The organism is Cronobacter sp. 153480017-3 (genome assembly GCF_053627815.1).
Genome location: NZ_JBSEYN010000001.1, coordinates 312828 through 324598, shown reverse-complemented (window position 1 = coordinate 324598; position 11771 = coordinate 312828). Strand labels below are relative to the sequence as shown.

The window sequence follows — 11771 nt, the reverse complement described above, 5'->3', positions numbered from 1 at the left end:
CGCATGATCATCTTTGTAAATGGCTTACTGAAAGAGTCGACCGACTATTTCGACGACCTTACCCGCTCCGTGATCATTTCGCTTTTTTCCTGGCGACGCGCGGAGGCGGACGACGATACCGAAATACCTTTCGGATGGTGGGGCGACACTTTCCCGAGTGTCGGGAACGACCGGATCGGCTCCCGCCTGTACCTGCTGCAACGAAGCAAACTGACCAACGCAACCGCGACGCGCGCGAAGGATTACGCACGCCAGGCGCTCGCCTGGATGGAGGAGGACGGCGTCGCCGCGCGCGTCGACGTGGCAGCCACCCGAACCGGGATTAACTCGCTTCAACTGGAGGTCACTATCTGGCAGCAGGACGGCAGCAAACACGCAATTATTTTCGATGACATATGGCAAGAGGTGTTAAATGGCTGACTCCGGTTTCTCGCGTCCAGATTTGCCCAATCTGATCGCCACAATCAGAAGTGATTTACTCACGCGATTTGAGACGGACGTCGTTCTCCGTCGCCTTGATGCGGAAGTCTATTCACGCGTGATGGCCGCTGCCGTTCACACGCTTTATGGTTATCTCGACTATCTGGCGCGAAACATGCTTCCTGACCTTGCGGATGAGGAGTGGCTTTCGCGACACGGGAACCTGAAACAAGTCCCGCGCAAACAACCAACCACGGCGGGCGGCTATGCGCGATGGGAGAGCGTGTCGTCGGGGATCACGCTGCCCGCCGGGACAGAAATGCAGACTGACGAGCAAAAGCAGTATGTAACGACCGCAGACGCGACCGTTAACGATGAGGGAGTTCTTCGCGCACCGATTGAAGCGGTTGACGCTGGCACGGGCGGGAACCTTGATGACAAAACGCCGCTTCGCCTGATGACTCCAGTCGCGGGACTCTCTTCAACATGCTATGCGGAGTCGGTTGAAGGTGGAACGGATTTAGAAACGCTGGAGGACTGGCGTTCACGAATCATGGCGCGCTGGTACTACACACCGCAGGGCGGGGCGGATGCCGATTACCGGATATGGGCGACCGACGTCGCGGGGATCACCCGCGCCTGGGTGTTCCGCCATCATGCCGGACGCGGCACGGTTGGCGTGATGCCTGCTAACAGCGACTTAGATAATCCGGTGCCGGATGAGACGTTAATTGACGCGGTTAAACAGTACATTCTTCCGCTTGCGCCGGTGGCCGGTTCAGGCTTGTTTGTGTTCCCGCCGACGCTGAGAAAAATCGACTTCGAAATCGCGCTTGCGAAAGATACTCCGGCAATCAGGGCAGCGGTAACGAAAGAGATTAAATCGGCGCTGTTCAGGGACGGCGAGCCATCGGGGAAGATTTATCTTTCGCGTATCAGTGAGGCGATCAGCCTGGCGACTGACCAGTTCGCGCACCGCCTGATTTCGCCAGCGAAAGACGTAGAGCTCGGCACCTATGAATTACCGGTTATCGGGGAGATAACGTGGTCGAACTACAACGAATCTGACGTTGAAATAGATGTCGCCCTGAGTTCGTTCTCACCGAACCCCGTCACGCTGCCGGACAGCCCGGACGCATTAGCGACCGCCACCTTCACGCCTGAGAATCTGCCGTCGCTGGATGGGGTTAACATCACCTGGGACTTTGTCCCGGCAGGCGAGGGCGAGCCTGACCCGTCGACCCTTTGCGTCATTACCCCGAGTGCAGATAACAGCGGCGTGAAAGCAACCGGCCTTGCTCCGGGGACAGTTCATGTCCGGGTTACTGTCGAGTACAAAGGCAAGACCGCGACGGATAACTCCTATCTCGATATTGAGGAGGTTACGTGGCTGTAGAGGACGAATATACCCGCCTGTTAAAACGGCTTTTACCGCCTGGCCCCGCCTGGGAGGGGAATAATCCCCTCCTCGAAGGGCTCGCGCCGTCTCTGGCGCGGGTACATGCGCAGTCGTCGGCATTAATGCGCGAGATTGATCCGGGGGCAGCGGTGCAGCTCCTCGACCGTTACGAGGCGTTATGCGGGCTGCCTGATGAATGCACCATTGAAGAGACGCAAACCCTCTCGCAGCGACAGCGGCGACTGGCGGCAAAGGTCAACGGTTACGGCGGCATTAACGAGGCGTTTTACCGGCGACAGCTCGATGCGCTCGGCTATCGGTCTGTTTCAATCACACAGTATCAAAACGAGGCGGAGAATCCTCGCCCGGATATCGCCACGGACGACGACTACCGCTATTTGTGGCAGGTGAATATTCCCACGCTCGCGACGATTGACGTCATGACATGCGCATCAAGTTGCGTGGACAGCCTCCGCACCTGGGGCGATACGGTCATTGAATGCGTGATTAACAAGGTCGCCCCCTCTCATACCGAAGTCGTGTTCGCGTACATGGAATAAAGCGCTTCTTTTCCAGTTAACCCCGCTTCGGCGGGGTTTTTTATGAGGTAATTACTTTGCATCGTATAGACACCCCCACTGCACAGCAGGGCAAATTCGGCGCAGGCAAAAACGGCTTTACGGCGGGCGACCCGACGCTCGGCGTTCCGGCGACGCAGCTCGACGAGGCCTTTTTCGATTCGGTTCAGGAGGAGATTTGCGCCGTTATCGAGGGAGCTGGGATTCAGCTTAAAAAAAGCGACCGCGCGCAGCTCTCCGCCGCCATCGACAAAATGATTCAGGCAAAGCATGAGCTGGCGCTCCTGATTAAGAACAATCTTTCAGACGTCGACGACGTTGAGCAGGCGCGGAAAAACCTCGGACTCGGCAGACTGGCGCTAAAAGACAGCGTAACAGCCATTGACGTTAGCGCCATTCCTAATGGTGGGCAGTTGGGAACTACCCACCTGAACACGCTGACTGGCTCAAAATACGGGCGCTATTATCAGCAGTACACGGCAAACGCGACGGCAGCGAATGGTTATCCGACAAACGTTGCCGGAGCGCTTGACGTTATTCAGAATGGCGCTGGCAGTTCCGAAGGGTGTACACAGGAATACCGTCCTTACACCTCGAATGTCTGTTATCGACGGTATTACAGAGGAGACAGCAAAGCTTGGTCGTCGTGGGAATATGACCTTACGAGCGCGGGCGGCGTCATCAACGGGTTCGTAGAAATTACCGGAGATGCGCGATCAGTGACTATTAAGCCTAAAACGGCTAACAACGGTTACTATTTCTTTGGTCGTAAGTCAGACAACACCAATCATTTCTATCTCGGGCAGGGTTCCAATAATTCCAACAACGTAACTTGGGGTAACTATCTTACCAATTCCTCTATTTCTCTTGTTGCTGGTGGTGTGGCTGTCTCGGGAACAATAACCCCCTCTAACTGGAGTAACTTTGACGCTCGTTATCAGGCTAAAAACACTGCAAACAGGGCTTCTAGTGGCTGGTTTAAGGATGGTTCGACAGGGCTGATCTTTCAGTGGGGAGTTGCTCGTCGTTCTGGAGATTCTACAAAGATTGCTTTTCCTATAGCTTTCCCTAACGCGTGTCTTAACGTTCAGCTTACTCTTGCATGGGCGGGAAGTTTCCATGATCAGAATATATACGCGCAGCTAATCGACCGCACCGCCTTTAACTATATTGCTGGTGGTGGCGAGACTACGGCTTACTTCTTCGCAGTGGGTTATTAATCATTAGCGCATATTTTTATGGGCTTAATGCTTTTTACGGTAGCGCTGGAGATTTATTATCGAGCTTCCGGTGCACTGTCCAATGATGCCCCCATAAGGGACGATCTTTATAACTCTTTAAATGAATGGCAGGCAGACGGGAGAATCATTATTTCGTATGAAACGGGACAACCTAAGTTGATTCAACCGACAATCGACTGGCGGGCACAAGCTGAAACACGGCGTCAGATGCTGCTATCACAAGCTCATAGCGTAACTTCGGACTGGGTATTGAGTTGATGCTTGGTGCACTTCCTGATGCAGACAAGGCCAGCCTGTCACGGTGGATGGAGTACATTCGCAAAGTGAAGGCGTTGAGCTTTATCTGCGTTAGTGATGAGCAAAGTTTTAAGGCAATCACTTGGCCTGTAAAGCCTGTCTAACCCGTTGGGGCTAAAGCTGAGTTGCGCACCGCCTTCGGGCGGTGTCTTCTTGTACTGGTCTCGCATCATATTGATCGGTGAAAGCGATCAATATTGTCTTATTGATCTACAGTACCAATTTCAAAAGTTGCCGCCATGCTGGTAGTGTGCCCACAAAAACTAAGTGGGTATTTTTATGTTTCCCAGGCTTACTGCCGGCGCAAAATTATTCTTAATTATTCTGTTTGGCGGCGGATTTATGCTTATTGCATTGATCGCGTACATGCTTACACCATCGGCTTCCAGCACACAGCATTTCAGAAGGGCTTTACCAGTCAAACTCAACTGTGATCAGCACGATTTCATTTTTGAAGGAAATGGAGAAGAGGCGAAAGAGCGCATTCAGCAACTCCGGACACAGCGTTACGATCACTACTGTCTGAAGCGGGTTGGGGAGCGTCAATGGGACGTTTACGCGAAGTAGCAGTCTTACTGGTCGTATGACGATAACGTGCTTTAAGCACTTGTATGGCATCATTTAATGTCCGCTTTTAGCGAAAAATGGGCATTGAGCCATTTAAATAATCTGTGCAAGCATTTGTCGTTGAGGATGACACTTACGAATAGATCCATTTCCCGCCTGTACTCTTAATTTCATCCTGCTGAATTTTCCCTACGGGATTATAAAAACCCGCCGAAGCGGGTTTAGTAATTTGGATTTTTTCTCAGGCGGCCATCTTTCGGCATTGTTCGGCGCAGTGATGACAAGCTCTGGAGCATTCCTGGCAATGGTCATGTTCATGCTTTCCACACTCATCGCCGCACTTCTGACAAACATCAGCGCAAAGACGGCAGAGCGCCTGAGCTGAATCGCTATTTAGCGCCATGAACTGAGCTGCAAGACGGCAGATATTTGCACACTGCATATCCAGTTTTATGCACTCGCGCATCATCTCCAGGTTCTCTTCTTCGAGACACGAAGCAGCACAGTTATCACATGCAGTTGCGCATAGATAACAGGCTTCGATGCATTTTTTGTATTCGTCTAACATAATTTCTCCTCAGTTAAAGTTACGTATTAAGCATGGAAGAGATAACTGATTATGCAATATTGGAATTAGTTAATAACCTTTTCAATATTTCACCTCTATGATTTTAAATGCAAAAGTTCCAATGTCCGCTCCTGGCACAAAGCTGACAACAGGATTAGGCACATGTAATAGCTTTGTACCACTTGCTATAGCCGAGAATGATAGGTCAAACCGTGGGGCATATATGGGACACATGAGTATCATAAATGTCCCAAATATGAACATAAAACGAACCGGTTAAGCGCTTAACAAGGCCCATTCAGCACAGAAAATACGGTAAATTTCCGAAACTCCGCCCCATCCCTCCCTTATCGCCGACAATCATCGCTACCAGCCGGGCAGCGGGGCGATTAATTTTCACAGCGCGTTCGATCAACTGCGCACTGACGGCTATGACGGCTATATCGTCTATGAATGCCGCATCCGGGCCGACGACCCGGCGCAGGCCTACCGGCAGTCGCTTGACTTCCTGCGTCAGTGTTAAGAGGTGGCGTGCGAAATGAGTGCTCATCAAACCTCGCCGCTGAAGGTGGCCATTATTGGTGCCGGTCAGGTGGCGGATAACGTTCATGCCTCGTTTTACCGCACGCGTGAAGAGGTGCAACTGGTGGCTGTCTGCGACAGCCGCCCTGAACAGGCGCAGGCGTTCGCAGAACGCCACGCCATCAGGCACGTTTTCACGGATGTCGCCACGCTGCTGGCAGAGGTGCGCCCGGATGTGGTCAGCGTCTGCTCGCCGAACCGTTTTCATCATGAACATGTGATGCAGGCGCTGGCGGCGGGGTGTCACGTCATGTGTGAAAAGCCGCCCGCCATGACGGCCGAGCAGGCGGACGAGATGCGCCAGGCCGCCCGGCGGTCCGGTAAAGTGCTGGCTTACGATTTCCACCATCGCTTCGCCCGCGACACGCAACTGCTGCGCGAACAGGTAGCGCGCGGCACCCTCGGTGATGTGTACGTCACCAACGCGCGGGCGCTGCGGCGCTGCGGCGTGCCGGGCTGGGGCGTGTTTACCAACAAAGCGCTACAGGGCGGCGGGCCGCTTATCGACATCGGCATTCATATGCTGGATGCGGCGCTGTTTGTGCTCGGCTTTCCGCGGGTAGCGTGCGTGACCGCGCATACGTTCCAGAAGCTTGGCACGACCAAAAGCAGCGGTCAGTTTGGCCGCTGGGATCCGCAACAATACACGGTAGAAGACGCGCTGTTCGCCACAGTGGAGTTTGCCAGCGGCAACATCCTGCGGCTCGAAACCTCGTTTGCGCTCAACATCGCCCCGCAGTCGCAGATGAACGTTGAGTTTTGCGGCGACAAAGCGGGGGCGATGCTCTTTCCGGCGCACATTTATCAGGACTGCGACGGCGAGCTGCTGACGTTAATGCAGCGCGAAAAGGCAGACGATCGACGTCACCAGCGCAGCATGGAAGCGTTTCTTGACTGTGTGCAGGGAAAACCTGCACCAATTGCCGACGGCGAGCAGGGCTGGCAGATCCAGCGGCTGGTGGCGGCCATCTATCAGGCGGCAGAAACAGGGAAATGTGTTGAGCTATGAATTCAATAACCACGCTGGTCGAAGCGCGCTTCGATCCGCATTACCACAATAAATACGCCACGCTGATGGCCGCCGGCAACGGCGCGCTGGGCGTGCGCGCCACCCATGAAGAAGCCTATACCACCCAGACGCGCGGTATGTTTTTAGCCGGGCTTTACCACCGGGCAGGCGAGGGCGAAACCACAGAGCTGGTCAATCTGCCGGATCTGGTGGGTATGGAGATTGAACTTAACGGCGACATTTTTAGCCTGCTCAGCGGCGAAATACTGAGCTATCGCCGCGAGCTCTGCTTTGCAAGCGGGGAACTGACACGCACCGTCGAGTGGCGTTCACCACGCGGGCAGCGTTTTACGCTCAAAAGCGAGCGCTTTGTCTCCGCCACGCGGCTTGGGCTGTTCTGCCTGCGGCTTGTCATTACGCCTGTTGATAGCGCGGCCACCGTGCGCGTGGCGACGGGCATCGACGCCACGCAGACCAATAGCGGGCGTCAGCACCTGGCAGAGCGTGAACTGCGCGTTTTTGAAAACAGCTACCTTCAGGCGCGCTACCGCACGCTCGATAACGTCTCGGATGTGACGCTGGGCTGCGTCTGTCGTGTGAATGCTCAGGCGCAGGTGAGTTTTTCGGCGAAAAACCGCCGGCTGTTGCAGCACAGTCAGCAGACGCTCGCTGCGGGCGAAAGCTTCACGCTTGAGAAATGCGCCTGGGTCAGCGCGTCGCTTGACGCGCCGGATGATAGCGCGGCAACGGCGGCGCTGGCAGCGCTGCGTGAATGCGCCACAATGGGTTATGACGCACTGCTGGCGGAATCCTCCGCGGCCCGTCGCGTCTGGTGGCAACAGGCGCGCGTCGAGGTTGACAGTGAATGCAGTCAGGATCAACAAGCGCTCGATTTCGCGCTTTATCACCTGCATGCCATGACGCCGCGCCACGACGAGCGCAGTAGCATCGCCGCCAAAGGTCTGACCGGCGAAGGCTATAAAGGGCACGTCTTCTGGGATACGGAAGTGTTTTTGCTGCCGTTTCACCTGCATACCGCACCCGTAGTCGCGCGCCAGCTTCTGCGCTATCGCTGGCTGAACCTGGCCGGTGCGAAGCGTAAGGCCGCACGCGGCGGCTGGCAGGGAGCGCTCTTCCCGTGGGAGAGTGCGCGCACCGGCGAGGAAGAGACGCCCGAATTCGCGGCGATTAACATCCGCACCGGCCTGCGCCAGAAGGTGGCCTCTGCGCTTGCCGAGCATCATCTGGTGGCCGATATCGCCTGGGCGGTGGCGGCGTACTGGCAGGCGACGGGTGACGATGTGTTTATGGCGCACGAAGGCCGCGAACTGCTTGAAGAGACCGCGCGCTTCTGGCTGAGTCGCGCACAGACGGTGAACGGGCGGCTGGAGCTGCACGATGTCATCGGCCCCGATGAATACACCGAGCACATTAACAACAACGCTTACACCAGCTATCTGGCACACCACAATGTCGCGCTGGCGCGGGATATCCGCCGCCGGTTCGGTATACCGGACGACGCGTTGACGGCGCAGTGCGACGATTTTCTCGCGCGGCTGTATCTGCCTGTGGCGCGCAAAGATGGCGTTATTCCGCAGGACGATACGTTCTTTGGTAAACCCACTATCGATCTTACGCGCTACCGTGCGAATGCGGGCAGCCAGTCGGTGCTGCTTGATTATTCGCGGGCGGAAGTCAACGAGATGCAGATCCTCAAGCAGGCGGATGTGGTGATGCTGCTCTATATGCTGCCGTGGCGGTTTGATAGCGCGACGGTGGCGGCGAATCTCGACTACTACGAGCCGCGTACCATTCATGATTCTTCACTCAGCAAAGCCATTCACGGCATCGTCGCGGCCCGCTGCGGGCGGCGCGATGAGGCGTATGGCTTCTGGCGCGCCGGCTGTGAGATCGATCTCGGCGGTGCGCCGCACAGCAGCGATGACGGTATTCATGCGGCCGCGACCGGTGCCATCTGGCTTGGCGCAGTCGTGGGGTTCGCAGGCGTCAGCGTCAAAGAGGGGGAACTTTTCGTGACGCCGTCACTTCCGGCGCAGTGGCGTCGTCTGGCGTTTCCCTTCTGCTGGCAGGGGCAGCAGCTTCATTTTGAGATAACGCAGGCGTCTCTGACGGTCAGAAGTGCTCACGCCGTCAGGATGTTCATTAATGATACGGAGCAGGAAATTCACGGCGAGCGTGTTTTCCCTCTGCCGGACAGCGCGCGCAGGGAGGCGAAATGAAACCGGACGCCGTGATTTTCGATCTTGATGGCGTGATTACCGACACCGCCCACCTGCACTTTGTCGCCTGGCGGCAGGTGGCGGCAGACGTAGGGATCGCTATCGACGAGCAGTTTAACCAGCAGCTCAAAGGCATCAGCCGGATGGGCTCGCTGGAGCGTATTCTCGCCTGGGGCGGGAAAGCGAACGTGTTCAGCGAGGCGGAAAAAGCGTCACTCGCCAGCCGTAAAAACGCGCTTTACGTTGAATCGTTACGCACGCTGACGCCGCAGGCGGTGCTGCCCGGCATTGCGTCACTGCTGGCGGCGCTGCGTCAGGAGGGTATCGGTATCGGGCTCGCCTCGGTGTCGCTCAACGCGCCCGCGATTTTGCAGGCGCTCGGCCTTGCCGCACAGTTTGACTTCTGCGCCGACGCCGCAAGGCTTATGCACTCCAAGCCCGACCCGGAGATTTTTCTCGCCGCCTGCGCCGGGCTTGGCGTGGCGGCGGCGCGTTGTATCGGCGTGGAGGATGCGCAGGCAGGCATCGATGCTATCAACGCCTGTGGCATGACGTCCGTAGGCATCGGCGCAGAGCTGCGCGGCGCGCAGCTGCGGCTGGATAACACCGCAGAGCTCACCTGGCCGCGACTGCACGCGCTCTGGAATCAACAACGGTGCGCCACGGCGCGCTGATAACAAGGACAGATTATGGCTCAACTCTCTCTACAACATATTCAGAAGATTTATGACAACCAGGTTCACGTCGTTAAAGACTTCAATCTGGAGATTGCCGATAAAGAGTTTATCGTTTTTGTCGGGCCGTCAGGCTGCGGGAAATCCACCACGCTGCGCATGATCGCAGGGCTTGAGGCCATCAGCGGTGGCGATCTGCTGATTGATGGCGTGCGGATGAACGACGTGCCCGCCAAAGCGCGTAATATTGCGATGGTATTCCAGAACTACGCGCTGTACCCGCATATGACGGTCTATGACAACATGGCGTTCGGCCTGAAAATGCAGAAGGTGGCGCCTGCGATTATTGAAGAGCGCGTCGCCTGGGCGGCGCAAATTCTCGGGCTGAAAGAGTACCTGAAGCGCAAACCGGGTGCGCTTTCCGGCGGCCAGCGCCAGCGCGTGGCGCTGGGGCGCGCGATTGTTCGCGAGGCGGGCGTCTTTCTGATGGATGAACCGCTCTCGAATCTCGACGCCAAACTGCGTGTCCAGATGCGTGCAGAGATAACCCGGCTGCACCAGAAGCTCAACACCACCATGATCTATGTGACCCACGATCAGACCGAAGCGATGACGATGGCCACAAGAATTGTCATCATGAAAGACGGTATCGTGCAGCAGGTCGGCGCGCCGAAAGAAGTTTATAACCATCCGGCGAATCTGTTTGTGGCCGGTTTTATTGGCTCGCCCGCCATGAATTTTATTCGCGGGGCGATCGACGGCGACTATTTCGTGACGGAAACGCTGAAGCTGCCGCTGCCGGTAAATAAACTTGCGCGGCTCAATGACAGCGGTTATCAGCGTAAAGCCGTTATATTAGGGATTCGCCCGGAAGATATTTTCCCCGGCGCGACCAGCGATGATGCAGTTGAAGCGAAAATTACCGTTGCAGAATTAACCGGCGCGGAATTTATGCTTTATGCGACCGTCGGCGGGCATGAAATGGTGGTGCGCGCAAACGCGGATAAAGATTATCAGGCCGACCAGCGTATTAATATCGCCTTTGATATGAATAAATGCCACGTCTTCGACAGCGAGACGGAAATCGCAATCGCCTGAGTCTCATACCGACGAAAAATAAGCTCCGATTCAGGCGGAGCTTATTTTTTCAGATAATCGTTGTAGGAATTAACGTACGGGCCGGAACAGGCTCACCGGCGATACGGGAGAAAAGTAGCGCGCTGCTGACGTCGCCTAACTGACGGATGGGAACATTAATTCCGCCGGGCGGTGGGGCGAGCAGGAAAGAGAGCGTTTCGTTGCTGTAACCGACCACCGTCAGCGCATCCGGGATGGAGATGCCGCGCTCGGCGGCGGCGCGATAGACGCTCATCAGTTTCAGGCTGTCGGTGGCGAAGATGGCGTCAGGCGGTTCAGGGAGTGTTAGCAGGCGGTGCGCCGCATCCAGCGCGCTTTGCTGGGTGTAGCCGCCATCAACGATAAGCGTGCTGTCATCAGGCCGCTGATGCCTGGCGAGGCTTGCGCGAAACCCGGCCAGGCGGTCAACAGAGACATGATAATCCAGCGGCGCGTGCAGGCAGGCGATACGCTGACAACCTCTCGCGACAAGCGTATCGGTCAGCGCAATGCTGTCGTGATAATTATCGGTATCGACGGAGGCGATATGCTGATAATTCCCCGCGACTTTACCGATGACCACCACCGGAACGGCGCATTCATCGAGCTTTTCGTAAAAGGTTTCATCTGCTGGCGCGCTCAGCATAATAATGCCTTTAATCATTTTCTGGCGAATGCGTGTCAGGCATTTCTGTAAGTCATCGTCGCTATTGCGGGACGTTTGCAGAATAACGTCAAAGCCGGTTTCTTCCGCGCGAGCCATTATCGCGTGCAGCACTTCAGAGAAAAAAGGATTACCGGCCGTCGTTTTAGTGGAGCGCGCGGAAATCACCATAATCGCATCAAACCCGGAGGAGGTGAGCGCGCGCGCCATTTTATTCGGCTGATAATGTAATTCTTCAATCGCTTTTAATACCCGCTCGCGCGCGGCGTCGGAAATATTAGTCTGATTATTCAGAACGCGCGACACCGTTGATTTAGACACGTTTGCCACGCGGGCAATATCGTAAATGGTCGGGGACATTCGTCCGTGCTCCATCACATCGCATAAACAAAATTATCTTACTGAAGCCACAGAGC

The 11771-nt window shown here is 55.8% G+C and carries 10 protein-coding genes and 2 pseudogenes; 10 read left to right on the top strand and 2 right to left on the bottom strand.

Annotated elements, in window-relative coordinates:
- Positions 1–3 precede the first annotated feature (3 nt).
- From ACUW6V_RS01520 to ACUW6V_RS01500, 5 genes and pseudogenes are all read left to right on the top strand, one after another.
- Positions 4–420 carry a phage GP46 family protein gene (locus tag ACUW6V_RS01520; RefSeq protein ID WP_085013520.1) on the top strand — a complete coding sequence of 139 codons (417 nt, stop codon included), beginning with the start codon at positions 4–6 and terminating at the stop codon, positions 418–420.
- Positions 413–1477: pseudogene (locus tag ACUW6V_RS01515) on the top strand (baseplate J/gp47 family protein); the annotation flags it as partial. The gene ACUW6V_RS01520 and the pseudogene ACUW6V_RS01515, both read left to right, overlap by 8 nt.
- 329 nt (positions 1478–1806) lie before the next feature.
- Positions 1807–2379 (top strand): YmfQ family protein, encoded by a 573-nt coding sequence (locus tag ACUW6V_RS01510; protein ID WP_075183792.1) that lies wholly within the window; start codon positions 1807–1809, stop codon positions 2377–2379.
- A gap of 56 nt (positions 2380–2435) precedes the next feature.
- Complete coding sequence (locus tag ACUW6V_RS01505; protein ID WP_085013522.1) at positions 2436–3617, top strand: gp53-like domain-containing protein; 1182 nt, start codon at positions 2436–2438, stop codon at positions 3615–3617.
- Between the two features lie 278 nt (positions 3618–3895).
- The gene (locus tag ACUW6V_RS01500; protein ID WP_109996041.1) at positions 3896–4039 is read left to right on the top strand and encodes a tail fiber assembly protein; all 144 of its coding nucleotides are present in this window, start codon (positions 3896–3898) and stop codon (positions 4037–4039) included.
- A gap of 704 nt (positions 4040–4743) precedes the next feature.
- Here ACUW6V_RS01500 and ACUW6V_RS01495 read toward each other — a convergent pair.
- Complete coding sequence (locus ACUW6V_RS01495) at positions 4744–5070, bottom strand: four-helix bundle copper-binding protein (protein ID WP_015386679.1); 327 nt, start codon at positions 5068–5070, stop codon at positions 4744–4746.
- 349 nt (positions 5071–5419) lie between these two features.
- Between ACUW6V_RS01495 and ACUW6V_RS01490 the strand changes: the two are divergent.
- The 5 genes and pseudogenes from ACUW6V_RS01490 to ACUW6V_RS01470 all read left to right on the top strand — a co-directional run.
- Positions 5420–5593: pseudogene (locus ACUW6V_RS01490) on the top strand (TIM barrel protein); the annotation flags it as partial.
- Between the two features lie 15 nt (positions 5594–5608).
- On the top strand, positions 5609–6661 hold the full coding sequence (locus tag ACUW6V_RS01485; RefSeq protein WP_454037913.1) for a Gfo/Idh/MocA family protein: 1053 nt from the start codon (positions 5609–5611) through the stop codon (positions 6659–6661).
- Complete coding sequence (locus ACUW6V_RS01480) at positions 6658–8901, top strand: glycoside hydrolase family 65 protein (RefSeq protein WP_454037912.1); 2244 nt, start codon at positions 6658–6660, stop codon at positions 8899–8901. The genes ACUW6V_RS01485 and ACUW6V_RS01480 overlap by 4 nt, the downstream gene beginning before the upstream one ends.
- The gene (gene pgmB / locus ACUW6V_RS01475; RefSeq protein ID WP_097649456.1) at positions 8898–9575 is read left to right on the top strand and encodes a beta-phosphoglucomutase; all 678 of its coding nucleotides are present in this window, start codon (positions 8898–8900) and stop codon (positions 9573–9575) included. The genes ACUW6V_RS01480 and pgmB overlap by 4 nt, the downstream gene beginning before the upstream one ends.
- Before the next feature lie 15 nt (positions 9576–9590).
- On the top strand, positions 9591–10673 hold the full coding sequence (locus tag ACUW6V_RS01470; protein WP_087599733.1) for an ABC transporter ATP-binding protein: 1083 nt from the start codon (positions 9591–9593) through the stop codon (positions 10671–10673).
- A 49-nt stretch (positions 10674–10722) separates the two neighbouring features.
- Here the strand turns inward: ACUW6V_RS01470 and ACUW6V_RS01465 are convergent, their stop codons facing one another.
- Positions 10723–11715 carry a LacI family DNA-binding transcriptional regulator gene (locus ACUW6V_RS01465; RefSeq protein WP_454037911.1) on the bottom strand — a complete coding sequence of 331 codons (993 nt, stop codon included), beginning with the start codon at positions 11713–11715 and terminating at the stop codon, positions 10723–10725.
- Positions 11716–11771: the final 56 nt, after the last annotated feature.